The 26,632-nt window shown below is 31.5% G+C and carries 21 protein-coding genes; 3 read left to right on the forward strand and 18 right to left on the reverse strand.

Annotated elements, in window-relative coordinates:
• From ACI2WZ_RS04790 to lplA, 7 genes are all read right to left on the reverse strand, one after another.
• Positions 1–2,505: an endo-beta-N-acetylglucosaminidase gene (locus ACI2WZ_RS04790; protein WP_500244805.1), complete on the reverse strand. Its 2,505-nt coding sequence runs from the start codon at positions 2,503–2,505 to the stop codon at positions 1–3.
• A gap of 89 nt (positions 2,506–2,594) precedes the next feature.
• A complete protein-coding gene (gene alaS, locus ACI2WZ_RS04795) occupies positions 2,595–5,282 on the reverse strand; it encodes an alanine--tRNA ligase (RefSeq protein WP_500244806.1) in 2,688 nt (895 codons plus the stop codon).
• A 103-nt stretch (positions 5,283–5,385) separates the two neighbouring features.
• Positions 5,386–7,290 carry a dihydrolipoyl dehydrogenase gene (gene lpdA / locus ACI2WZ_RS04800; protein ID WP_023790207.1) on the reverse strand — a complete coding sequence of 635 codons (1,905 nt, stop codon included), beginning with the start codon at positions 7,288–7,290 and terminating at the stop codon, positions 5,386–5,388.
• A 1-nt stretch (position 7,291) separates the two neighbouring features.
• Entirely contained in the window at positions 7,292–8,236 is a 945-nt protein-coding gene (locus ACI2WZ_RS04805; RefSeq protein WP_500244807.1) for a dihydrolipoamide acetyltransferase family protein, read from the reverse strand.
• Positions 8,237–8,313: 77 nt separating this feature from the next.
• Positions 8,314–9,303 (reverse strand): alpha-ketoacid dehydrogenase subunit beta, encoded by a 990-nt coding sequence (locus tag ACI2WZ_RS04810; RefSeq protein WP_023790211.1) that lies wholly within the window; start codon positions 9,301–9,303, stop codon positions 8,314–8,316.
• Complete coding sequence (pdhA, locus tag ACI2WZ_RS04815; protein ID WP_500244808.1) at positions 9,303–10,412, reverse strand: pyruvate dehydrogenase (acetyl-transferring) E1 component subunit alpha; 1,110 nt, start codon at positions 10,410–10,412, stop codon at positions 9,303–9,305. The genes ACI2WZ_RS04810 and pdhA overlap by 1 nt, the downstream gene beginning before the upstream one ends.
• Before the next feature lie 10 nt (positions 10,413–10,422).
• Positions 10,423–11,418 carry a lipoate--protein ligase gene (lplA, locus tag ACI2WZ_RS04820; protein WP_023790215.1) on the reverse strand — a complete coding sequence of 332 codons (996 nt, stop codon included), beginning with the start codon at positions 11,416–11,418 and terminating at the stop codon, positions 10,423–10,425.
• A 151-nt stretch (positions 11,419–11,569) separates the two neighbouring features.
• Between lplA and ACI2WZ_RS04825 the strand changes: the two genes are divergently transcribed.
• Together ACI2WZ_RS04825 and ACI2WZ_RS04830 are read left to right on the forward strand one after the other, a co-directional pair.
• Positions 11,570–12,445 (forward strand): Cof-type HAD-IIB family hydrolase, encoded by an 876-nt coding sequence (locus tag ACI2WZ_RS04825; protein WP_500244809.1) that lies wholly within the window; start codon positions 11,570–11,572, stop codon positions 12,443–12,445.
• A gap of 52 nt (positions 12,446–12,497) precedes the next feature.
• A complete protein-coding gene (locus ACI2WZ_RS04830) occupies positions 12,498–12,929 on the forward strand; it encodes a peroxiredoxin (protein WP_023790219.1) in 432 nt (143 codons plus the stop codon).
• Positions 12,930–12,963: 34 nt separating this feature from the next.
• On the opposite strand, the gene pepF is transcribed toward ACI2WZ_RS04830, so the two are convergent.
• From pepF to ACI2WZ_RS04870, 8 genes are all read right to left on the reverse strand, one after another.
• A complete protein-coding gene (gene pepF, locus ACI2WZ_RS04835; protein WP_500244810.1) occupies positions 12,964–14,751 on the reverse strand; it encodes an oligoendopeptidase F in 1,788 nt (595 codons plus the stop codon).
• Between the two features lie 41 nt (positions 14,752–14,792).
• The gene (locus tag ACI2WZ_RS04840) at positions 14,793–16,133 is read right to left on the reverse strand and encodes a M17 family metallopeptidase (protein ID WP_500245185.1); all 1,341 of its coding nucleotides are present in this window, start codon (positions 16,131–16,133) and stop codon (positions 14,793–14,795) included.
• Positions 16,134–16,205: 72 nt separating this feature from the next.
• Complete coding sequence (locus ACI2WZ_RS04845; RefSeq protein ID WP_500244811.1) at positions 16,206–16,799, reverse strand: GIY-YIG nuclease family protein; 594 nt, start codon at positions 16,797–16,799, stop codon at positions 16,206–16,208.
• 148 nt (positions 16,800–16,947) lie between these two features.
• Positions 16,948–18,135, reverse strand: a complete 1,188-nt coding sequence (tuf, locus tag ACI2WZ_RS04850; protein WP_023790227.1) for an elongation factor Tu — start codon at positions 18,133–18,135, stop codon at positions 16,948–16,950.
• A gap of 107 nt (positions 18,136–18,242) precedes the next feature.
• A complete protein-coding gene (fusA, locus tag ACI2WZ_RS04855) occupies positions 18,243–20,312 on the reverse strand; it encodes an elongation factor G (protein ID WP_023790229.1) in 2,070 nt (689 codons plus the stop codon).
• Between the two features lie 23 nt (positions 20,313–20,335).
• A complete protein-coding gene (rpsG, locus tag ACI2WZ_RS04860; RefSeq protein ID WP_023790231.1) occupies positions 20,336–20,803 on the reverse strand; it encodes a 30S ribosomal protein S7 in 468 nt (155 codons plus the stop codon).
• Between the two features lie 42 nt (positions 20,804–20,845).
• On the reverse strand, positions 20,846–21,265 hold the full coding sequence (rpsL, locus tag ACI2WZ_RS04865; protein ID WP_023790233.1) for a 30S ribosomal protein S12: 420 nt from the start codon (positions 21,263–21,265) through the stop codon (positions 20,846–20,848).
• 86 nt (positions 21,266–21,351) lie between these two features.
• Positions 21,352–22,110, reverse strand: a complete 759-nt coding sequence (locus ACI2WZ_RS04870; protein ID WP_500244812.1) for a hypothetical protein — start codon at positions 22,108–22,110, stop codon at positions 21,352–21,354.
• 138 nt (positions 22,111–22,248) lie between these two features.
• Between ACI2WZ_RS04870 and ACI2WZ_RS04875 the strand changes: the two genes are divergently transcribed.
• The gene (locus ACI2WZ_RS04875) at positions 22,249–23,316 is read left to right on the forward strand and encodes a hypothetical protein (RefSeq protein WP_500244813.1); all 1,068 of its coding nucleotides are present in this window, start codon (positions 22,249–22,251) and stop codon (positions 23,314–23,316) included.
• A gap of 29 nt (positions 23,317–23,345) precedes the next feature.
• On the opposite strand, the gene ACI2WZ_RS04880 is transcribed toward ACI2WZ_RS04875, so the two are convergent.
• The 3 genes from ACI2WZ_RS04880 to ACI2WZ_RS04890 form a co-directional block, all read right to left on the reverse strand.
• Complete coding sequence (locus ACI2WZ_RS04880) at positions 23,346–23,540, reverse strand: hypothetical protein (RefSeq protein ID WP_023790239.1); 195 nt, start codon at positions 23,538–23,540, stop codon at positions 23,346–23,348.
• Between the two features lie 72 nt (positions 23,541–23,612).
• Positions 23,613–24,299 carry a hypothetical protein gene (locus tag ACI2WZ_RS04885; protein WP_500244814.1) on the reverse strand — a complete coding sequence of 229 codons (687 nt, stop codon included), beginning with the start codon at positions 24,297–24,299 and terminating at the stop codon, positions 23,613–23,615.
• Between the two features lie 40 nt (positions 24,300–24,339).
• Positions 24,340–26,622: a hypothetical protein gene (locus tag ACI2WZ_RS04890; RefSeq protein WP_500244815.1), complete on the reverse strand. Its 2,283-nt coding sequence runs from the start codon at positions 26,620–26,622 to the stop codon at positions 24,340–24,342.
• Positions 26,623–26,632 lie beyond the last annotated feature (10 nt).

Raw genomic sequence — 26,632 nt, forward strand, 5'->3', positions numbered from 1 at the left:
CTATAAACTAATTTTTTTTCAAGTTTCTTTATCTTTTAACACAGCATTATTAGTAACTTTTATAAATAATTCTTTAGTGCTGTTTGAGATGTTTTTTATGTAATAATTATCTTTATTACTTTCTCCGACTCTAATCAATTCATTCTTTTCATTTTTTATGTACACTTCGTAAAATGAATACAAGTCATCAGGATTAAATAAATTTTCAAAGTTTAGTCTTATATTGTACAAATCATTATTTCTCTCAACAATATATTCAGAGCTTAATTTAGTATTTGCTGGACTTTCTTTTTTTATTTCACTTTGTTGTACAGACAATTCTCCTACACTTACTTTGAAATCTTTTTTCTTTGCTGTAAAAGAAAGCCCGATTTTGCTTATTTTACCATTTACTTTTCTAGTAATTTGACGTCAACCGTCTCCTAAATCTTTATCAGATTTATTTTCTTTAACTAATTCATTACCGCTAGTTGATGTAACTGCTATATCAAAACTCTCTGCTGAATCTTTATCTGCTTTATAAACAAGTGAGATTTCTTTTTCACCAGTTGTATAATTTGCACCCATAATATTTCAAGTATATGATTGACCTTCTTCAAAAGTAGCGTTAGATATTTCCCCTTTACTGTCGTAACCAGAACCAAGAGTGATCGAATTCCCTTTCATATAAGGGTTATAGTAATCATAATACCCACTAATATTTCCAACATTATCTTCTTTTGAAGGACTATAGCCTGATTGTGAGTTTTTAGTAATCATCCATTTATATGTTGGTTGTACATCCGCTAAATTTGTGTTACTTCAAGGATAATTTTCAATTGTTTTTCTAGAACCATTATGTTGTGAAACAAACTTGCGTCCTTGTCCTGTTGAAAAGTTAGTAAAGAAGTAAGGATTTTCGTCATTTAGAACTGTCTTCTCTTGAACTATATTCCCTACACCATAACTTTTATCTTTTAAACTCTCATCGTCATTTGGATTTCAGGAAACTGAACCTTTGTCATTTTCTGATAACTTTTTATTTTTTCCTGTGTAAAGCATATCATCATATGAATTTGCTGCAACAAGACCGTAAGTATCATTATCAATCTTGCTTATATTTTTGTGAGAATCCATTTCTCTGCTGGCTAGGTCGTACGGAACGTGAGAAGCGAACATAGAGATTGAATTTCATGCCTTTTCAGTATCTCATTCTGGATTCTGTGAATCCTCATTGTTTTTTTGCATATAAGCTAATTCTCTAACATCTCTAGTACCGATTCTTTTTTGATTATAAAAGATGTCACCGCCTACTCAACCACCTGGATTATACATATTGAATATATTGAAACGTTCATCCGAAGAAGCAAGCCCTTTATCCTCTAGGTACTTTTTAGAGTTTCTTGGGTATACATAAAAGTCAGTTAAAAAGTAATCACTATTTTCACGTAATTCACATGCTTCGATATCAAAACATGCCTTTTTTTCATTCATTTCTAATGTACCGTTGTTTTTATATGTAAACATTAATAAGTTTTTAACGTTCTCATCTGTGCTCTTTTTAACTTTTTCTCTATATTGTTCAAGTATCTCAATAACTATTCTGTAATCTAAGACCAAATTATTAGTTGCCCCGTTTGGTTCATTGTTTCAAAACCAACCATCAAATCCATAGCTAGCTGCCATTTCAATTAGTTTATCCACAATTATATAATTACCGTTGCTATCTTTTTCTAAAAAGTCTTTTAGCATCGATTTTGTAAGGCCGTGATAACCATCTAAAAATATGTTACCTAATATTTTAGTTCCGTTTAAATGTGCTTTTTCCACTTGATTAGCTGCTGGAGGGATAATAATTCCTTCAGATGCAGCCCCTGCTCAAGATACTAAAATATCATTATATTGATAGTTATTAAATCCTCTTTCATAAGTTCTTTTTTTACCAATAATTGTGTTTTCATTTGAAGTGGATTCAATTATAGTTGCCATATTCATTTCTTTGATCTTTTCATCTTGAGTATTTACTCATTTATCAGCAACTTTTGTAGTCTTTTGTAATTTTATTCTAGACTTATTGTATTTTGCATCATTATCATTCGTTGGAGACCAATCTTTGATACTATTTATGCTTGTAAATACATCTTTTCTAGAAACTAACCCTAAATCTGATTTGAAATTTCCGTTAGGCAAAAACTTAGAGTTCAATGGAACACCTGTTGTTGCTTGTTTTTCTACTTCACTTTTTATCTTGTGAGCAGTTGAGAAGTTACTTAAATCTAAGTAACTATTTTTGTTTTTAATGTCTAGTTTACCAAGATCTTCGACACTACTACTTGGTAAATCATACTTGTAAGAATCATATCCTTCAAAGTAAGGTTCTTCCTTACTCCATGAATAATCTTCAATTTTTGATAAGTCTGTCCCCATCAAGTTCGCCTTAGCGGCTTTTGAAGAGCAAGAAATTGCTCCCAATGAAGATGAAGTCAGTAATACTGCAGAAAGCAGTCCACTTAATAATTTTTTCATCATTTTATTCCCCTTAATACTTATTATAAATAAAAAAGTGTTTTTACAACACTTTTTTGAGTAAATAATTATTTAATTTTAAAATAATTTTAGTCATTAAAAACTATTATTTTACCTTGAGCAAAGGTTTTATTTCCTCCACCCTTTACATTAAACTCTTTTTTATTTTTTAATATTTCAATTGCACTATATTCATTTGTGATTGAGTTATCACAACTCGATATAAAAAGATTGTCTTTTTTATTGATAATTTCTAAAACAAGTCTTTCGTGCTTATTTTGTAAATAATCCGAAAGCGTTTTCATTTCTTTCATATCTAATTCGCTTACCTCAAGAGATAAAAAATTGATGTTATTTTTGTTTTCGGGTTTAAATTCTTTATAAGAACTTATTTTCTTGTCGATAATTGATTCTTCCACTTTAATTTGATATAACTTGAAGGCATTTTTTAGTTTATTAACTTTGTCTTTTAATAATTGTAAATTTTCTCTTTTTTCTTTTAGACCAAGTATTGTTTGAATATCTCCTAAAATATTATCATCAGCTAAAACTAATCTATAACTTTCAAACTTTTGAACTAAAGGGCGAATTTCTTCTTTCTGTTTACGGAATTCTTCTTGTATGAATTCGTTTACCTTTTTGTGACTAGTTAGTGCGTTGTAACGATACACACCACTTCCCTTAGATTCTACATCTCTAATTAATATGTCTTCGACATCTTTTGAATTTTCTACGTGTGTTCCTCCACAAAGTTCGCAAGAGTAGTTTCCAAACTTAATAACTCTTACTTCACTATCATATTTTTCTGTAAACAAGGCTAGTGCCTTGTGTTTTTCTATCGCTTCTTCTAAAGAACAATAAATTATTTCCCTAGGTATTTGATTATTGATTTCTCTAGTAACTGACTCATGAATTTTTGTTAATTCTTCTTGTGTAGGTAGTCTGTTAAATGATATATCAATTCTCAATCCATTTTCATCATTATAGCTTCCGCATTGTAACGCTTCTTCTCCAAGCACTTCTCTTATACCAGCTTGTAAAAGATGAGTTCCTGAGTGATTTTTCATTGTATAGTATCGTTTTTCTTTATCAATTACGGCTTTTATTTTATCATTAAGTGATAATGATCCGTTGACGTCAACCTTATGGATGTGTTGCTTATTAGGACCCAATTGAACATCTATTACGATATGTTTATTTCCTCGTTCATCAATAATGTAACCTCTATCAGAAGATTGTCCTCCTTTTTCTGCGTAAAAAGGAGTCTTGCTTAAAGTTAAAAAAACAATTTGATTTTCAACTTTATTCAAAGGTTCATCATTTTCAAACATGAAGTTAATTGTTGTATCAACTTCATCAACTTCATAACCTACAAATTCACTATTTATTTCTAAACTAGTAAGAATTGCTGATTGTTTATTTCAAGCTTTGTCTTCTTTTCTTGAATGTCTAGCAAGTGTTTTTGCCTCTTCAAGCAATTCATTAAACTCTTCAATATCAATTACAACTCCCATTTCGTTTGCAATTTCTTTTGTTAGTTCAATAGGAAATCCGAATGATTCAAATAGTAGCAAAGCTTTTTTTCCTGATACTCGTTTTTCAGTTAAGATTATTTCTTCTAAACTTTCATATCCCTTAGCTAACGTTCTTGCGAATCTATTTTCTTCATTTTTTATAACATCTATAATTAGTTCTTTTTTTTCCACAAGGTATGGATAAAAATCTTTCATTATATCAATAACGGTTTCTACCAACTTGTATAGAAAAGTTTTTTTTATACCGATTTTTTGTCCGTATACAGCACTTCTACGTATTAACCTTCTTATTATGTAACCACGGTCTTTATTACCTGGAAATACACCATCACCGATTGCAAATACAGAAGCTCGTATATGATCAGCAATCACCTTAAATGAAGTATTTATTTTTGTTTGTCTTTTATCTTCTTTAAAGTAATTTTCTAATGAGTACTTATAAGTATTTTCACATATCTCTTCTATTTTTTTTATTATAGGAAAGAATAAGTCAGTTTCGAAGTTAGTTGGAGTATCTTGAAATATTGATGCCATTCTTTCTAAACCTGCACCGGTATCTATATTTTTTCTTGGAAGCTCTGTATAATTATTATTTCCATCATTGTTATATTGTGAAAATACAATGTTTCAGATTTCTATATAGCGGTCATTCTCTAAATCATCTTTTAAAAGTTTAGTACCTAAGTTTTGAGGATCTCAAATAGGCCCTCGATCAAAGAAAATTTCTGTATTTGGTCCGCAAGGACCTTGGCCTACGTCTCAAAAGTTTGTGTCTCTTGTTCCTTTAAAAATGTGATCTTTTTTTATACCGACTTCGTTTACCCAAATATCATAGGCTTCGTCGTCTTCTTCGAATACTGTAATATATAGTAAATTAGGCTCTATTGCAAAGCCTTTTTTTGATGTAAGGAGTTCTCACGCCATGAGTATTGCATCTTTTTTAAAATAATCTCCAATAGAAAAATTTCCTAGCATTTCAAACATTGTTTGGTGTCTAGCTGTTACTCCCACATTTTCAATATCATTAGTACGTATTGACTTCTGTGAATTTGTAAGTCTTGGAGATGGTGGATTCATTCTACCATCAAAATATGGTTTTAATGTTGCTACTCCTGAATTAATTCATAATAAACTAGGGTCATCAACCGGCACTAGACTAACTGGCTCAAGAAAATGATGTCCCTTGCTTTTGAAAAAATCAATTCATATATTTCTTATTTCATTTGCTTTTAAACTTCTCATAGTTTTTCTCCTTATATTAACAAAGTAATTTTAGCATAGAGGTGTTATATTTCCTGTATATAATTTGCCCAACAAAAAAAAAAAAAAAAAAGCGATACGCTTTTTAAAAGTTTATAGGTTTTCCGAACTCCAGAGCTTCTGCTGCCTCTCCGATCGCCTCGCTCAAAGTTGGGTGAGGATGTATTGCTCTTGAGAGTTCAGTTATGGTTCCTTCACATTCCATTAATGTTGTGATTTCAGAAATCATATCCGTTGCAGTGTTACAAATTATATGTGCACCAAGAACTTGCTTGTGTTCTGGTTCGCAAATAATCTTCACAAAACCATCGGTATTACCATCAGCAAGTGCTTTACCTATTGCTGCGAATGGAAATTTATAAGCTTGATACTTAATATTTTTAGACTTAACTTGTTCCTCAGTAAATCCAACCGAAGCAACTTCTGGGTGGGTATATATACAACTAGGTACTCTATCAAAGTTCATGATAATATCTTCAGCTTTATCGTTTCCAAGTTTACGAGCTATTCTATTAGCTGCAATTAGCCCTTCATGTGAAGCTACGTGTGCTAACATAATTTTTCCAGTAACATCACCAATCGCATATACACCATCAATATTTGTCTCACAATACTCATTGATATTTATATGCCCTTTATCGTTTTTCTCTATACCTAAATTATCAAATCCACTAGTTACTACTTTTCTACCAACTGATTGCAAACAATAATCAGCTTTAATTGTGTGTAATTTCCCATCTTTTTCATAAACAACCGAACCATCTTTAAACTCCTTGGTATTTGCTCCAGTAATTATTTCTAAATTTCCACGCTCCAAAAGAATCTTTGTCATTTCTTTTGAAACATCGTCATCAAGCATTTCAAGAATCTTAGGTAAAAATTGTAAGATTGTGACTTTTGATCCTAATCTTTTATAAACGCAGGCAAATTCAATACCGATAACACCTCCACCGATCACGATAAGTTCTTTAGGAATTTCGGATAATGCAAGTGCTCCAGTTGAATCTATCAATCAGTTTTTTTCAGCAGCTTCTTTTGCTCCTGGAATATTTAACGTATTAGGAACACTACCTGTTGCAATAATTAAATTGTCGGTTGTGTAAACTACTTCCCCTACTTTGATGTTATTTTTGTCTATTGCTATTGCTTCTCCCTCAACTGTATCTACCTTATTTTTACGTAATAAGCCTTTAACACCAGTTGTGAGTTTATCAACTATTCCATTTTTACGATCTTGAATTGCTTTTCAATCAGCTTTAACGCCTTTTAAATCAACTTTTATACCATAGTTAGAAGCATGCCTTGTGATTTGTTCGTAAAGATCGGCGGATTTTAATAAACTTTTTGTAGGAATACAACCTATATTCAAACAAACACCACCATATTTATTTTTCTCAATTACAAGAGTTTTTAATCCAAGTTGAGAACACTTAATAGCACAAACATATCCACCAACACCAGCACCTACTATGATCACATCATAATGCTTTGTGGGATCTTTTGGTGAGAATTTGGGAGCATTAGGTGGAGTTTCATTGTTTCCATGAACTACACCTAACGGACTAAATTCTTTTAATACTCTCATCACTTTTTGAGGGACATTATCTGGTCGTGGTGGGACTCTTCTAGCTGTTGCATTTCTAGGAGGAATTAACTCGTTTGAAACTGGAGTCGCTCCAACTACAGAGGCATTTTCTTCTACTGGTTCTGCATTTGAGGCGTCAACTTTTGGTGCAGCTGCCTCGGGAGAATCCTTACCATCATCTATTTCTACTACAATGTCACCAACTTTTATTTCTTGATTTGGTTCAATAAGTATTTTAGAGATTATTCCATCAACTGGTGCAAAAATATCTGATGTAACTTTATCAGTTTCTACATTGAACAATGGATCACCCATTTTAACACTATCACCAACTTTTACTATTACTTCGGTAACAAGCCCTTCGGTTAGACCTTCACCAATGTCTGCAAATTTAACTTTAAACATACTATTCTCCTTTTATTAATATAAGTGCAGGATTTTCTAAATAACTTGCTATTTTAGATAAAAACCTTCCTGCATCGGCTCCATCAATAACTCTGTGGTCAGCGGTTATTGATAAGGGCATAAAGTCTCTAATTGCAATTTGATTGTTTAAGACACCGGGTGCTTTTGTTATTGTACCAATCCCTAAAATGGCAGACTCAGGGAAATTAACTATTGGTGTTGCATAATCTAAACCAACCGCTCCGAAATTCGTAATTGTAAATGTTGCACCTGACATTTCTTTACTACTTAGTTTTTTAGTTCTAGCTTTAACAGCTAAATCATTTATTTTAACAGCAATCTGCAAAACACTCAGTTTATCTGCACCCTTTATAACAGGGACCATTAAACCATCAGGGGTGTCGCAAGCCATACCAATATTTATTTGATTAGCATATTTGATTGCTTTTTGTTCTTGATCAATTCTGACATTTAAATTAGGCATTTCTTTCAAAGCCATTGCTGTAGCTTTTATAACAAAAGCTAAATAAGTTAATTTAATATTCAAAGAATCAGCGTAGTCTTTAATTTGTTTTCTCAAAACCACTAAATCAGTTACATCTACATTTCTAAGACCTGTAAAACCAGCTACCTGAGCGTGGGCTGTTTCCATTGCCTTAACAGTTGCTTTTCTGATTGGGTTTCACGGTTTTGATTCAAAAGATAATGGATCATTGAATTCAGGCACATCTATTGTAGGACTTGAATAATCAATATTAGATTTTTTAGTTGGGGCTTCACCAACATTAACTGATTGTGTTTGTTCAACTAAAGGTTTTACTACAAAATTTTCAATATCTGATGCTAGTATTCTTCCGTTTGGACCCGTACCAATTACATTATTTATGTCAATTCCTTTTGCGGCAGCCATCTTTATAGCCAATGGTGAAGCTTTGATTATTGACATATGATTTTTAATAAATGTTTATTAGATTTCATTTATTTTCTCCTTTTTTCTTAATACCCGTATGGAATATACAATTTCTAGAATTGGAAGTTCAAAGCTTCTTCCATTTTTAAAATGATTTTATTTGGTACTGGTTGGTGATATCCTTCACCAGAATCAAAAGGTATTATTATATCGTACCCTGTACAACGCATAAGTGGTGCTTTTAAATATTCGAAACATTCTTCTGCCACAGTTGCAATAATTTCTGATGATACTGAGAAAGAACGTATTGCCTCATGAACAACTACCAATCTTCCTGTTTTTTTCACAGACTCTATAACCATTTCTTTATCTCAAGGTTGAATACTTCTTAAGTCTATCAATTCGATAGTAACATCTGGATTTTTAGCTTCCAGTTCTGCAATAGCTTTTTGACAATCAACAGTTTGGGCACCATATGTGACAACTGTTAAATCATTTCCTTCTTGAATCTTGAAGGCTTCGCCAATAGGTACAGTGTAATAATCTTCTGGTACCTCTTGTTTAAATGCTCTATATAATTTAGTTGGTTCAAAAACTATAACAGGATCTGGTGATTCAATAGCTGCTAATATCAAACCTTTTGTGTCATATGGGGTTGATGGACAAACAACTTTAATTCCAGGAACATGAGCATAAACAGCTTCCATAGCTTCTGAATGTAACTCAAGCGCTCTAATTCCTCCCCCCATCGGCATTCTGATAACAACTGGTGCTGGATATTTACCTCTAGTTCTGTTTCTCATTCTACCAAGATGACCAAATATGTTCTGTAAAGACATTCATCCAAGACCTTCAAATTGAAGCTCAACGACTGGTTTCAAACCATTCAATGCCATTCCAATAGCAACTCCAACAAACATACATTCACTTATAGGAGCGTCAAAACATCTATCTTCACCAAATTTTTTTTGCAATCCTTCAGTTGATCTAAAGACTCCACCTTCAAATCCAACATCTTCTCCATAAACCACGACTTCTGGTCATTTATTCATAGCAGTTTCCAATGCATCTGAAACCGCTTTTACATTATTTAATACTTTCATTAGTGGTGTCCTCCTTTAGGTTTAGGAAATTTTTCAAAGAAACTTTTAGCTTCATTATATTGTTTCACTAAGTCTGGTGTTTTTTCTTTATATACAAAATCAAATACATCCTCTAAATTGTACTCTTTGTTAGCCTCGGCTCAGTCAAACTCAGATCTGATAAATTCATCTTGTTCTTGATTGAGAGCCTCTTCTTTTGTATCATCTCAAACTTTTTTACTAATTAAGTAGGCTTTCATTCTAACTAGAGGACATCTTTTTTGGGCAGCCTCGAACTCATCTTTTGGTCTATATATATCTGGATTGTCAGAAGAAGAGTGAGCACCAAGTCTATAAGTATCGCATTCGATAAAAACTGGTCCTTTACCTTCACGAACATACTCAACAGCTTCTTTTACAACACCATAAACAGCTAAAAAGTCATTACCATCCACTTTTATAGACGGTATTCCAGTAGCAATACCTTTAACCGCAATGTTGATTGCTTTTGTTGATTTTGCATAAGGAGTAGAAATAGCTCATTTATTATTCTCACAAATAAATATTACTGGTAGTTCGTGCAATTTAGCAAAGTTCATAGCCTCGTATGTTTCACCTTCACTCATTCCACCATCTCCAGTGGTAGTAACTACAACTCCTCCTGTTTTTTTATATTTCTCTGCAAATGCTATTCCTGCAGCTTGTGAGAATTGAGAACCAATAATTATATTTGGTGGTAAACAATTAACTCCCTCAGGAGATTTAGCTCCATACTCATTTCCCATTCAGTAAAGCATTATATTTCTCATGGGTACACCCATTTTCAATCATGCTGCATTATTTCTATAACCTGGTGCCAATCAATCCTTACCTTTTATTAAAGGTCAAGTATAACCAATTTCACTTGCTTCTTGACCAGTTGAAGAAAGAAATGATAATAATCTTCCTTGTCTCTGTGCTTTATTTTGAAAATCATCTTGTCTTCTAGACAAGTTCATTAATTTATAAACTTCCACAAGTTCTTCATCACTAATTTCAGGTAATAAATCTTTATTAACGATTTTACCTGCGGCATCCATAATTTCTACTCTTTCATTTTTTATTGGGTCAAATTTCCCTAAGTATTTCATATTTTTCCTCCTATTGAATTAACAAATCAAGAATATCTTGGTTTGTAAAGTTTTCTCCGAAGATGTCTTTAATGTCAAACTCTTCTAAAACTTTTTCCAAATCTTTTGTATTATATTTTGTACCAATCAACCTTTCCTCAAGTTCCTCTGTACCAGCAAAACCCAAGAAATCCCCATATATTTTAGCGTCCTCAATCACTCCTTTTTTGACTTCTAGAAGAACCTCAACTGTGCCTTTTCCTTCAAATCTATTTTTATTACGATAAGAAAATGTCTCGTTTTTGGAGAAAGTTCAATCTGGGTTGCAATATTTCTTTTTGAAAATCTCTTCGATAGCAGCAAGATCATCTTTGGTAAGGACTATTTCTGTCACATCATCAGTTTTTTTATAAGTTTCGATTAGTCTATTCATAAACTCATCTATCTCGATCTTGTTTTCTACCTCTTGGTTAACATTAGTAACCCTTGCTGCAATAGATTCAATATTTTTAGATAAAATTTTGCTTCTATCGACAGTTAGATATTTGGTAAGTTTGTCTAAATTTGCGTTAAACAAAATAGTTCCATGTTGTAGAAAACGCTCTTTATGCTTTCACATTGCATTCCCTGATATTTTTTTACCCTTTATAACGATGTCGTTTCTTCCTGAGAACTCTGCTGCTGCTCCCATTTCGTTCAAAGTTGATATTACTGGTTTTAACATTTCCGAGAAAAGAGAAACAGCTTTATTATCTTTATCAGTGTAGATAATACTAAAATTCAAATTTCCTAAGTCGTGAAATACTGTACCACCACCGGTGTTCCTTCTAATTATCGTTACACCATCATTTTGTGCCTTTTGCAAGTTTATCTCCCATGCTGAGTTTTGATTTCTACCGACAACAATGGTATTATCATTCTGTCAAAGAAATAAAATGGGTTGATCATACTTTTCTGCCATTGTAAGATATTCTTCAATCGCTAGATTATACCTTGGGTCAACACAAGTCGTTTTATAAATATACACAATAAGCTCCTATCTATTCTTCATACAGATAAATTATATTCTATAAAATAAAATATATGTGTGATATTAGTGAGATTTCTATTTAATGAAATTTTTTTTCAAAAAATTTCCAGTAAAGTATTTATAAAATTATGATTAGAGGGAAAGTATTATGAAATTACAACACTTAAATAAAAAAAGATTAATATTAGTTGATTTAGACGGTACGGTTTTAAAAAGCAATGGTGAAGAAATACACGAAAAAACTCTTAATGTTTTAGCAAAAGCAAAAGAGGATGGCCATAAGGTCTGTATAATCACCGGAAGACCGCATAGAGCAAGTATCAAATTTTACAAAGCACTAGGATTAAATACTCTATTAACGAATTTCGACGGAGCTCATATCCACGACCCGTATAAAAGACAGTTTAAAAGAATAGTATTACCTATAAGTGAGGAAATAATAAAGAGTATTATCAACATGCCAATAGTTATAAAGGGTACTTCAAATATTCTTATAGAGTCTTACGATAAAGCGATTGTCAAAGAAAAAAATGAATTTGTTGAAAAGTTTTTTCATTTAGATGATGAAGATGAAGATGAAGAATACTTAATTTCAGATCCTTATGATAAATGAGATGGTCCAGCAACAAATGTAGTTTTATTCTTAAAAGATAACAAATATAAAGATGAGTTATTACGCCAGCTAAGTATGTACAAAAATACAATCAAAATACAGTCTGGTAATGCATACGGTAATTTAAGTAAAGTATCAATGACGATGATTACACTAACTAACAAGTTAGCTAACAAAGGGTTTGTTTCAGAAATATTAGCACAATATTACAATACTGACATAAGAGATGTAATTGCTTTTGGAGATCAGATGAACGACTACGAAATGATTAAAAAAGTAGGTTACGGGGTAGCAATGAAAAACGGTTCTGATGATTTAAAGAATGTAGCAGACGGAATAACAACACTAACAAATGATGAAGGTGGTGTTGGAGATTATTTGGATAAATTGCTAAGAGGCGAAGAAGTGTAAACTGAATGAGTTTTTTAATTATTACGGTTTACTATTATTACGGAGGAAGAAAATGAAACTACAAGATAAAGAATATAAACTTAGCACAGGGGTTACAAAAAAACTTTCTGAATTAACGGGTGAAAAAGGTTTAATAATGTTTTGTTACCCGAAAGCTTTTACTGGGTATTGTACTTTAGAGGTCCAAGAATACGAAAAAAGAAAAAATGAATTTATGGAGCTCGGATATAATATCGTCGGGGTTAGTGGAGATGATTACAAAGAGCAAGATAAATTCTCTTGTGAATATGAAATAACTTATCCGCTGATCGCAGATATTGATAAAGAATTAATTAAAGAAATAGGTGCTTACGAAAAAGACGTCAATCCTTTCGACACACGCAGAAACACTTATGTCTTAAAAAATAATCTCGAGTTAGTTAAAGAATTTCTAGATGTAAATCACTTAACACACATAGATGAAGTTTTAAAATTTATTAAATAATAAAAAGACAGACTGCGGTCTGCCTTTTTATTATTTATTTTTCGTTTGCGAATAAAAGATCTTCTAGCAAATCTAAATAATCATTCATGGCTGCTAAAAAAGGTAGATACGTGTCTAATTGCTCAAAATTGACCCCGCAGTCATTCAAAATTGACATTGGTTCCTTATGCCCACCTGATTTTAAGAAGTTTAGAATACCTTCTTTATCCCCTTTTTTGTAATCTGTATAAAGTTTATAACTTGCTACAATATCTAGAGCATATTTATGAACATAGAAAGGTGAGTGGAAGAAATGTGAAATAAACGGTCAATTGTAAACATTTCGATCTTTGTTATCGAAAAATTCATAACCAAACTTATTTTCTTTCTCTTTGAATAAATTCATCAAAGTCTCGGATGTTACGGGTTCAGAGTTCTCAATTAACCTATGAGCCGAGTATTCAAAATCAGCAAATTGTATTTGTCTGAAAAAAGTCGCAATCAAGTCTGTTATTCTCTGTTGAAGTAGATAAATCTTATCTTCCTTAGTTTCTGTGTTTTCAAAGAGATAATCAAATAATAAGTGCTCATTAAATGTAGAAGCGACTTCAGCAAGAATTATTGGATAGTCTGTATTCGGGTATTGTTGATACCTATCTGCAAAGATCGTATGCACTGAGTGACCTAATTCATGAGCTAATGTAAACACTGAGTTAATTTTATCATCTCAATTCATTAATATAATCGGTTCTAGTCCATTACCACCAGAAGAGTACGCTCCATCCATTTTATTCAAACTCTCAAAGTAATCTATTTTTGAGTCTTGAGAAGCAATGGATAGATAATTTAAATACTCTTCTCCCAAACCTTTTAATGATTCTTTTACGATTTCTAAGCCTTCATCAACATTAAAAGTTTTATTATAGCCACTAACCAAGTTTAAGTCTTTATCTGTTGTAAAAAACTTATCCAACTTAAAACTTTTTTTCAATAGTCGTAAGTACCTTGTAAAAATATTTATGTTAGCTTCTCCTACTTCAATTAATTTTAAATACGTCTTTTCTCCAATATTATCGTGAAAGAGATTCATTTCCAAGACTGATTTAAACTTACGTACTTTAACATCTTCGAACTGTTTTTGTAAAATAGATTCATATATTTTTGCAAAAGAGTGCTTATTATCAATTATATTTTTAAAATATAATTCTCATGCTTTTTGTCGAATATCTTGGTCATTAGGACTAGAGTTTTGTAGGATATCGTAGTAAAGGGTTGTAGTTAAAACCTTATCTCTTCCGTCGTAATTTATACTTACTTCTTGTTTATCAGCATATGCTAAAACATCGTAGAGATTAGCTACAGCTTCCCTACTTCTAGAAACTTTACTTAAGAGCTCTTCCTTACTTTTTTCTAAAATATGACCTTGATTTCTGAAAAACTCTTTAAAGTTGAACAAGTAGTGCTCTTTTTTATTTTTGATGATTCATTTATTTATTGAATCTTCGCCTAAAGTTAGTAGTTCATTTTTTATAAAACTTGTGTTTATATTGTAATAATTCAAAGCATTGTTATATAGACTGCTTAGTTCTTGTAGTTCACTATTTGTAGAATCTACATTTATCAAATTAATATAATAACCTAATTTAGAGTTAAGTTTGTCAACTTTTTCATCAAGTTCTAAATAAAGTAAAAAGTTTTTTTCTTCATTTAACTTACCTTTAAGGCTAGATAATTCATCCACATATTTTTTAAGTAGAGCTGAGTCTTCTTTTCACTTATTATGATTTTCGTATATGCCACTAAAATCTCATTTGTGTTTACTCTGTGCTTCGTTCCTATTCATTTTAAACCCCTTTTAAAAAAACACCTTCTGGTGTTTTGTTTTTATTTATTTAATAATTCAAACATTGCTCTAGTCATAGGAGCTCTACCACGTCTGTTTATGTCCGCAGTTGCTGCTATATCTAAATGTATATAAGCTTTTTTTTCAGCAAATGAATTTAAGAAAGCTGCCGCAGTTGATGAACCTGCTTCGCGTCCTGGTTCTGAGTTTGCTAAATCAGCTACTTTTGAACATTTCATTGCTTTTAAATGTTCGCAAATCAGCGGTTGTCTTCATATAGATTCTTGCGCTACTTTTGAAGCATTCTCAAACTCTGAGTAAAATTCATCATTTGTAGAAAATGCACCAGTAAATCATCTACCAAGTGCTACTGCGATTGCACCAGTTAATGTAGCAACAGTTATAATTTTCTCTGCTTTTTCGTTTCTTATTGCATAAGTAATTCCATCTGCAAGAACCAGTCTTCCTTCTGCATCAGTATTAGTGATTTCAACAGTTTGTCCATTCATTGAAGTTATAACTGATTCGGTTAGAGTTGCTTTCCCCCCGATTCTGTTGTCAGTTAACAATCCAATTGAAACCACATTACATTTTGCTTTAGCCTTAGCCAATGCCATTACAGTTGATGACACTATCGCGGCTCCTGACATATCAAATTTCATGTTTTCTAAGAAGTTAGATGGTTTTAGGTTGTATCCACCACTATCAAAAGTGATACCTTTACCTACTAATGCAGTTCTGGTTTTTGAAGGATCTCCAACATATTCTAATACTACCAATCTTGGTTCTACTGAACTTCCTGCATTTACTCCTAAAAATAGACCCATACCTTGTTGTTCTATTTCTTTTTTATCAAGAACAGTTATTTTTATACCTTCTATTTCTTTTGCTTTGTTTACAATTCGATTTGCGATTTCAATAGAAGTACCAATATTAGGTGGTAAATCTTGTAGGTCTCTAGCAAAGTTCAAGTACTCTAGTTTGATTTGAGATTTATCAAAAATGTCCCCATACTTAGCTGAGTCGAATTTCAAATCATAATTTTTGCTATTTGTTTTTTCAGATTTGAAATCTATTTGTTCATGAGCAGCAAACATTATTGTTTCTACAACAGTTTGAAAAGCTTCTTCCTTAACTTCAAACATTTCTAAAAAAGATTCAACGTCAACATTCATATCATATTTGTTAGAAGAAATGAATGCTTCTAAATGTTTTCTTAAAGATGATTTACAATTTCCTTTACCAATGAATAAATATATTGTTTTCTCTTCTGATATTAGAGTACCAACACCAGCCTCTTTAACTATAAGCTCATTCTTTGTATTATTTTCATTGCAAGCTTTTAATGTAACTGCAAAATTATTTTGATTATTTGTTACCATATTCTTTTCTCCTTCTTTAATCATAAATTTATAATAGCATTTTTATACTCTTTTTTTCAGTTATATTATTAATTAACCGATAAAAAAAGTATTTGTACATAATTTATTTCGACATTTACCGTATATGTAAAGATCTAAATATGGAATGTCTTTTTTAAATGTGAGGTAAGTTCTTTTTACTCCATGACCAAAATCACATCTCATCTTCTTATTAGCTAGACTTTTATTAACATTTGTGAACTTTGAGCGAAACACATAAATATAATAAGTCTCTTTTTTTAAACGTTCATTTATATCATTGACTTCTTCAAGAATTAAAAATTTTAAATTATTAATGTCTGGTTCCTTTGTTAAGATTCTTGAAGCTAACTTGTTTCTTGTTCTTATGTTATAAATATGTTTTCTAAGTCGATTGAAAATATCTTTTGACTCTCCTACATATGTTAAGACTACATTTTCTTTTTTCTTAGAATATATCAAATAAACCCCTGCTGTTTTTTCTTTGTTTATTGATACTTCTTTATGGTCATATATTATTCTAGTTTTAGATAGTTCACTAACTACATTGTTTACATATGACACACTAGCATTTTTATATTTAGAGTTGCTAGATACTTTAATTTTTCAAATAGCCTTGAACTCTTTTTGAACTTTTAAATCTTTCATATTAACATAATATCACTCCGCTCAAAACATTTCGGTTTAACTTTATAATAATAAGCGTTTCTAAGTTTTAGCAAGCGTAAGCACATTTTCGAAAAGGAAAGCCATTATTGTATAAAAAAATGTTTTACATTTGTAAAACATTTAAACTTTATTCTATAATTGAAACTACTGTTCCGGCTCCAATTGTTCTTCCACCTTCACGGATTGAGAATTTAGTTCCTTGCTCAACAGCGATTGGTTTAATTAATTCAACTATTAATTCAACATTATCACCTGGCATAACCATATCGATTCCTGCAGGCAATTGTACTTCACCAGTTACGTCTGTAGTACGGAAGTAGAATTGCGGACGATATTTGTTGAAGAATGGCTTGTGACGTCCACCTTCTTCTTGTGTAAGTGCATATACTGAAGCATTCAACTTAGTATGTGGTTTGATTGTTCCTGGTTTTGCAAGAACTTGTCCACGTTCGATATTACTTCTATCAACACCTCTTAGTAATGCTCCAACATTATCACCAGCTTCAGCGAAGTCTAATAATTTTCTAAACATTTCTAATCCAGTAACAACAACTTTTTTACTTGTTTCTACTAATCCTACAATTTCAACTTCTTCGTTAACTTTGATGATTCCTCTTTCAACTCTACCAGTTGCAACAGTACCACGACCAGTAATTGTGAACACATCTTCAACAGGCATTAAGAATGTTTTTTCAGTATCACGAGCAGGTGTAGGAATAAATGAGTCAACAGCATCCATTAGTTCTTCTACTTTAGCTACTCATTTTTCGTCTCCGTTTAATGCTCCCAATGCAGACCCTCTAATAACAGGGGCTCCATCTCCATCAAAATCATAAGCAGATAATAATTCTCTTACTTCCATTTCAACTAGGTCGATCATTTCCTCATCATCAACCATGTCACATTTGTTTAAGAAAACAACGATTGCTGGAACACCAACTTGTCTTGAAAGTAAGATGTGTTCTCTAGTTTGAGGCATTGGTCCATCAGTTGCCGCAACAACTAATATTCCTCCATCCATTTGGGCTGCACCTGTAATCATGTTTTTAACATAATCGGCGTGTCCTGGACAGTCTACGTGAGCGTAGTGTCTTTTGTCTGTTTTATACTCAACGTGTGAAGTATTAATTGTAATACCACGTTCTCTTTCTTCGGGAGCATTATCGATGTTTGCGTAATCTTTAAATTCTGCTCCTCCTTTTGAAGCTAATACTTTAGTAATAGCAGCTGTTAGTGTAGTTTTACCGTGGTCAACGTGTCCTATTGTCCCAATATTAACGTGGGGTAAACTACGGTCAAATGATTCTTTTGCCATATTTTCATTCCTTTCATTTTGGCTTTATAATAAAAAGTCATAAATAATTTTAATTGATTTTATACAAAATACAATAGTTTTATATTTGATAAATATAATAGAGGTGTTTACTTCCCATTTTTCTTAATAATTTCCTCAGCAATATTTTTTGGGGCTTCGTTATAGTGACTAAACATCATAGTATAATTTCCACGCCCTTGGGTGAATGATCTCAACTCTGTTGCATAACCAAACATTTCTGACAATGGTACTTTTGCTTTTACAGTTTGAGCATTTCCTCTTTGTTCTGAACCCTCAATTAAACCACGTTTTGAAGAAATATTCCCCATAACGTCTCCATAATATTCATCAGGCACAGTTACTTCAACTGACATGATTGGTTCTAATAAAACTGGGTTAGTTTTTTTAGCAGCTTCCTTCAAAGCAAGTGATGAAGCTATTTTATAAGCCATCTCGTTAGAGTCGACGTCATGGTAAGATCCATCAACGATAGTAGCTTTTACATCTATCATAGGGAAACCAGCAATTACACCATTCTGTAATGCGTTTTCTAGACCAACTCTAGCGGCGTTAATATATTCTTTTGAGATTTTACCCCCAACGATTTTATCAACTCATTCAAAACCTTTGTCATGATTAGGTTCGAACTCTATAACTACGTGACCATATTGACCACGTCCACCAGATTGTTTAACATATTTACCTTCAACTCTAGCAGACTGACGTATTGTTTCACGATAAGAAACTTGTGGTGCTCCAACATTAGTATCTACTTTGAATTCACGTTTCAATCTATCAACGATGATGTCTAGATGTAATTCACCCATACCCGCGATAATTGTTTGTCCTGTTTCTTCATCTGTATATGTTCTAAAAGTTGGGTCTTCTTCAGACAACTTGTTTAATGATATACCTAATTTTTCTTGGTCAGCTTTTGTTTTTGGTTCTAACGCTAAGTGAATAACAGGTTCTGGGAAAATCATTGATTCTAATATTATTGGATTTTTCTCATCTGTTAGAGTATCACCTGTTGTGGTATCTTTTAATCCAACAGCTGCAGCGATATCCCCAGCATATACTTGTTCGATTTCTTCTCTATTGTTGGCGTGCATTTTCAATAAACGACCAACTCTTTCTTTTTTATCCTTTGTAGCATTTAAAACATAACTACCTTTTGAAAGTACACCTGAATATACTCTAAAGAAAGTTAACTTACCAACAAATGGATCAGTCATGATTTTGAAAGCAAGTGCAGAGAATGGTTCAGCATCATCTGGATGTCTAAATGCTTCAGAACCATCTTCAAGTGTACCTTTGATTGAAGGAACATCTAATGGTGATGGTAAATAATCAACAACTGCGTCAAGCAGTAATTTAACACCTTTATTTTTAAATGCAGACCCAGCAAGCACTGGGAAAAACTCAGCAGATATTACACCTTTTCTTATTGCTGATTTTAATTCAGGAATGGTTATTTCCTCACCATCAAGGAACTTAACCATCAATTCTTCGTCATATTCAACAGCAGCCTCTATTAAGTTTGCTCTTAATTCCTCTGCAGACTCTTTTAAGTCACTAGGAATTTCAATTTCTTTAGCGATTTCGTCAGCTGCACCGTCAAAGGTTCACGCCTTCATTTCAACTAAATCAATGATTCCTGAGAATTGATCTTCAGCCCCAATTGGTAATTGAATGGGAGAAGCTTTTGCTCCTAATCTTTCGCCGATTGTTTTAACTGAGTAAAGAAAGTCAGCTCCTGTTTTATCCATTTTGTTAACAAAAACAATTCTTGGTACTTTGTAAGTTGTTGCTTGTCTTCAAACTGTTTCTGTTTGGGGTTCAACCCCACTTTGACCATCTAAAACTGCTACTGCTCCATCAAGGACTCTCAAAGATCTTTCAACTTCAACTGTGAAGTCAACGTGTCCCGGAGTATCAATAATGTTAAAGCGGTGATCTGCTCAAAAAGCAGTTGTAGCAGCAGAAGTAATTGTTATTCCACGTTCTTGTTCTTGAGCCATTCAATCCATTTGTGATTCACCTTCATGTGTTTCACCAATTTTATGAATTTTACCTGTGTGAAATAAGATACGTTCTGTTGTTGTGGTTTTACCGGCGTCTATATGGGCCATAATTCCAAAATTACGAGTCCTATCTAGACTAAATTCTCTTGGCATATTTATTCTCTCCTTTTATTCTATTATCAGCGATAATGTGCAAATGCTTTGTTAGCTTCCGCCATTTTGTGAGTATCCTCACGTTTTTTTACTGATCCACCAACTCCGTTGGATGCATCAATAATTTCATTAGCTAATCTATCTATCATTTCTTTTTCATTTCTTAATCTTGAATAATTAATTAATCATCTTAATGCTAATGTAACTTTTCTTTCAGAAGAAACTTCAATAGGAACTTGATAGTTTGCTCCCCCAATACGACGAACTTTTAATTCTAAATGAGGTTTTATATTTTCTATAGCTTTATTAAATACTTCAATCGGATTTGTGTTTGTTTTTTCTTTAATAATTTCGAATGCTTTATATAGAATGTGTTGTGCAGTCCCACGTTTACCATCCAACATGATTTTATTAACTGCCTTAGTAACTAATTTTGAATTATAAACTGGATCAGGAAGAACATCCCTTTTTTCAGCTTGATGTTTACGCATAAATTCACTCCTTTCTTATTTAATTAATGTTAATTAATCGATTTATTTTTTAGCTTTTGGTTTTTTTGTACCATATAAAGAACGAGATTGCATTCTACCATTAACACCGGTTGTATCAAGTGTACCACGAATTATATGGTAACGAACCCCCGGTAAGTCTTTTACTCTACCACCACGTATTAAAACAACACTGTGTTCTTGTAAATTGTGACCTTCACCAGGTATATAAGCGGTAACTTCCATACCATTTGTTAATCTTACCCTAGCATATTTACGTAGGGCTGAGTTAGGTTTTTTAGGTGTCATTGTAGCAACCCTTGTACAAACACCTCTTTTTTGAGGCGATGAGATTCTAGTTACTTTTTTAAGAAGTGTATTAATACCTCTATTTAAAGCTGGCGCCTTAGTTTTAAAAGTTTTAGGTTTTCTGGGTTTTCTAACTAATTGATTAATTGTTGCCATTTAGTTTCCTCCTTTCCACAATACCGAGTGTATTGTTAACACACAAAATATATTATATATTAAAATTGTTGATAATGAATAAAAAGTTAATTATATAAATTTATATTTGGTATTAAGTTAGTGTACTGTGTATTTGTCATCATACCTTCGTTAAGAGGGTATTGAAGTAATAAATCTAAAAGAAAATAAAATAGGTAATATGTGTTCATATAATCCATAAATAACTCTATTCTTTTTTGAGATAGGTCATCAGTATTATGTATTGATAGTTCTTTGTAGGCTTTGTTGTATCTTAAATTAAATTCTAAAATATTCTCAACAATTTTCGAAAAAGCTCCGTGAGAGTCCAGATTAGTTATATGTATGATGTGATCGTTTAGGTTTTTGAAAAGATTTTTCTCGTCTTTTTTTAGTTCTAGTTTTTCATATTTTTCTAATAATTCATTCGATTTAAAACCAACTGCTTGAACAGCGGTTGCAAACACAACATCAACTCCCGCCTTATCCTTTATAATGCTTGTGCCTAACTTTTCATTTTTTAGATTCGTATCAATCGATAATAATACAATTACAGCATTTTGTAATATCGAAAGAAAATGATTAATTATTATTAATTGTTCTGAATTCTCATTGATTGTTTTCCAATCATTTAAAGTTTTATCTAATCCAATACCAAACTGTTCGATATCCGCTCGTTTGGAAAAGGTTTGTAGGCTTTCGAAGCTCTCAAGTATATTTTTGGGTACTAGAAAATCGTTTCTAACATTCTCTCGAAAGTTTTGATAAACTGTGTTTACACGATTAATAATAATTTGTTCATACTTAATTTGGTGTATTTCTTTCATTTTTATCTCTTTTCTATACTTTATATATTACTATAAATTCATATTATAATGAATTACAAAGAGGTGTTAAAAATGGTGTGAGGTGAATCAAACTCAATAAATTTTTTAAACTGAGCGGATTATTGTAGAAACAATGTAATGAAAAGCAAGAATATAGCAAGTAGCGGTGGTGAAAACTTTAAAACTCGAAGCAACTCTGCGGAGTATCTAGCAGCTAAAGAGCAAATCCTTGGTATCATTAGAAATAACAGAACAATCAGTGTTCAAAACTTATATAATGCGATGCCTACAACATTAGTTGCTAATCCAACAACAAAATATATCATATTACAGTTATACTTTGAAGATAATTTGCAAATACAAGGTCAAACTAAATCTAATAGCGACCATGAGACTGATTATGTATTAACTTTCGTAAAGAATGCTTTGCCTAAACAAAACACTATACAGCCTAGAAATGCACCACAAAAGAAACAATCCAATATTGAAGATCTTCTAGATAATAACTGAATGGCCAATGGTAGAAAGTTAGAGTTCGATAAAAAAGAAACTTTAGATAAAAGTAAGTTAAATATTAGCCTAAAAAATGACTCTGTCAAACGAACAAATGTACCACCTGTCAAACCAACAATAGACATTAGAGACTACATGAAAAAAGAGGAAAAGATAGCACCGATAGTTAATACTGATAAACCAGAAAGAAATTTAGAAATAGAAAATAAAAATCTTAAGTACATAAATATTTCAATCCCAAAAGAGGAAAAGATAATTGAATCTAAGGAATCGACTGCTACTATTGATTTAACTTATAAACCAGAACCAATAATCTCGGTTCAAGATGTAGAAGAAAAATCTTTTTATGGACTTAGTGCTTATGAACTCTATTATTTAGAAAACTTTATGAGGGATGCTGCTAGATTTTACAAAGAACAAAAAGCGAGAATCAAGATAATGGTTGAGGTTTTGCGTGCAAAAGCAGATGTGATTTACTTAAAAAATAAAAGTTATCCTAATGGGTTTTGGACATTTCTTTTATATTGTTCATTTATAATAATTATCCCTATATTTATATATTTAGGTATTAATTCCAATAAAGTACGAAAAAAGGCAATCAAAGATTATAATAGAAATCTTAAAAAAGCGGGGTTTGAGCAAATAAAGAAAGAGCTAAAAGAAAAGCACCCTAAAATTGTTTTCTTTTTATAAAAAAATAGAAGCTAAAAGCTTCTATTTTTCTACATTTCTTGTTTTTTTCACTTACTTTTTAATAATTTTAGCTCGCTACTTATGTTTTTTAATTCATTTTTTTTGATTTTCATATCAAGTTTTGCACCTTTGATGGTTTCTTTACACTTTTGTATTTCAATTTCTTGAGCTACTCTTTTTTCCTTGATATGAGCTATCTTGTCTTTGTATTCTTCTTTAGTCATATAATTCTCCTCGGTTTTTAAATATAGTATTAATTCTAAATGTTTTTAATTAATAGTCAAGTGCTGATATTTTTAGTCCTTCAAGTTTTTAAAATAATTTTGAAGTTTGAACATGCTTTTTTTGTCCAAGTCTTTGCATTCAAATCAAACCTGCGGTGCTTTTACATTCAATATAAAAGCACTTGTTATTTTTTTATTAGTACAGTATTCGAACATCTTTTTTTCGAGAAACAACTGTGAACTGTATCTTTCATTGTAATTTGTTCTACTAGTTTTAATTCCTACTATAAAGAAAGAGTTTCCATTATCCAAAACTAGATCAATTGTTCCTAAATAATTCATATCTTCGCCGAAGTAACACATTATTGGACTTCAATAAATTCTTTTAATATTGTACTTGTAAATAAAATTATTGATTTCTGTAATATATCTTTTGGCAAGATTTAAATGTGTTGTAACATTACAATTAGTTGTGATAAGTTTAACTTTTGGTCCACTCCTTTGTAAAATACTAGCTTCAATAATTTCTTTTATACATTGATTTTGATTAATTGAAGAATCTACAATTGAAGTATTTTTTATCGGGAAGTATGGAAAAACTTTATTCAATGCTTCATTAATTTCACTTAAGCAAACAACATCATTGATGATGTAAGTGCTTAAGTTTTTTTCAACATAAGAATCGCTATTTATTTCTCTAATCAAAATGTACTTGTTGCTTTGATCTAATGCAATTAAATCTGATATATCATTTATCATTATAAGTTCCTTTAAAAAATACAATCGAGAGTAAGCTAATTTATTTTCGATTGTATTGATGTTTTTTTAACAACGTGCTTAACATAGAGTTTGAAGAAGTGCTCTCTAAAACGTTAACTGTTCTAGATATAGATTCTAATTTGTTCACAATTCTTGAAACTTCGCTTTTAATACTCTCCATGCCTTCGTTGTTAGATAATGTTGGGAGTGTTGATTCCAAACGCTTCATTCTTTTTTCTAACTCAGTGAACTTCATGTTATTTATTGATGATATTTCTGAGGTTTTCTTTTCAAGATCTTTCACTAATAAATTACCTTGATTTATTACAATCTCTTGTAAGTTTTTTATTTCTTGATTCAAATTATGTTCCATTTGGCTTAAGTTTTCAAACTCCTTGGTAACTTTACTTAAGTCGTACGCAGAGCTGTGATCGACATCTTTTTGTAAGTTGCTTAAAGTTGTCTCGTTGCTTAAAGATAAATCGTTGTAGACATCTTTCTCGCTACTTACTAAATCATTTTCAGTAGTATTGAGTTCATCAATATCCATATTTATAGCATAAGCTTTTCTCGCTTGAAGAAGTTTATTCATATCGGCTAAGTCTTCTTGTCTCTCTAAGATATTATCGTTTGAAGCTGTATTTGGAACCTCATCAGGTTTCCCCACAGTTTCTAACTTCACATTATTAAGTTCTCTTAATTTATCAGAAGCAAACTCTTTTTTGTCTTCTTCTTGATAATTTAGATCATTAAGTTGGTTTGATTGCATAACAAATGGTGTTTTTGATATACTATTCAATCTTTTCATTTCTTTATTCAGTGAGTTTTCAGCAAGTGTAAAAATAAGGTCAGGTTGTTTAAAGTTAAAATCTTTATAAACATCTTTGATTTTGTTAGTTTTTACATCTTGAATCTCAGTCAGACCTCATGAATTCTCATCGCTGTTTTGATTAAATTCTTCAATTTGTTCGTTCGAAGCTGACTGAATTGCTTGTGCTTCTTCAGATTCTTCTAATTTAAAATCTTCGTTTTTATCTAAGATATCGTCCAAATCAAACATTTGTGATTGTTTTTCAAAAGACTTAGTTACAAGATCTTTTATTTCATCTTCTTCTAATTTCTTATCTACACCTGACGAAGTAATTTTGGTTTTATTACGTCCATATTTTTGCTCCGCATTGTTTAAATATAAACTTTTATTTAAAATTTCATTCAATGAGACTTCTTGTTTTTCATCCTCAAACGCGTTAGGTTCATATTGGATTATTTCAGATGACGACTCGTTTTCTTTTTCAATAAAAGCGATTTGTAAATCTTCTGAACTTACTCTGCTACTTTTTTCGAAATCTATTTCATGATTTAAATAATCTATTAAATAACTTTCTGGTAAATTTAGTTTCTTAGCTAACATATTTAAGTTTGCTGCACGATTATTAAATTTTGAAATAAACCTTTCCTTTTTAGAACTTGATTCTGAAGAGTCTAATGACTCAATCTCGGCTCTAAATTTTTCTAGTTGATCTTTATATAATTTTCATTTGAAGTATGCTTTTTCTCGTTTTGCTTTAGATGTTTGCATAGATTTATTGTCGTTTGGCAACGCAGAACTATCATTTGTTTTTGCTTTTTCATTTTGTTCTTGAGCCTTTTTTGTTTCTTCAAGATATTTTTGACTCTTTTGTTCCACGTTGCCTGTTAACTTTCCCTCTCTATTTACCTCTTTTTCAAATTTTTTCTCTTCATGATATAGAGAAATTAAGCTTCGCTCTTCAGCGTAATTGTTTAATGCCTCAGAATCAAACATTGTTGCTTCTAGAATAAACCAAGATAGCAGGAATATTCCTGATGCTATTAAAACAATAACTTGACCATATAACATTCCCACAACTGCAAATATTACAAGTGCAGACTTAATATAAGGTTTAGATATTTTTTGTTTTTTTCTAAGTCTAACAAACTCAGCAATTGCAATTGCAAATAAATAAATTGATACTGCAATCATAATCCCAAATATCAATCACATCTTTCATTGAACCAGACCATCAGCTGCTCCGCTTCCGCTTTGTAGTGATACAAGTCCACCTGGGGTTGGTACTCACGGGTTCACCAAGTTACCATTAGTTCCTTCTTTTAAACTAAAAAATGGTAGTGAAAATGGTGAAGATGATAATCAATTGAACAATTTATATAAAAAAGTTTGGTTAGTAATGTCTGCTTGTGTAAGCCACAACGACGAAGTAAGACCAAGAGCTGCATAACCTGCCAGTGCGAGACTTGCAAGCATCACTAATGATCATGATAATATAATAAGTAACATAAACATGCTATTTCCT

The sequence above is a fragment of the Spiroplasma endosymbiont of Megachile willughbiella genome, assembly GCF_964273395.1.
GTDB lineage: Bacteria > Bacillota_I > Bacilli_A > Mycoplasmatales > Mycoplasmataceae > Spiroplasma_A > Spiroplasma_A apis.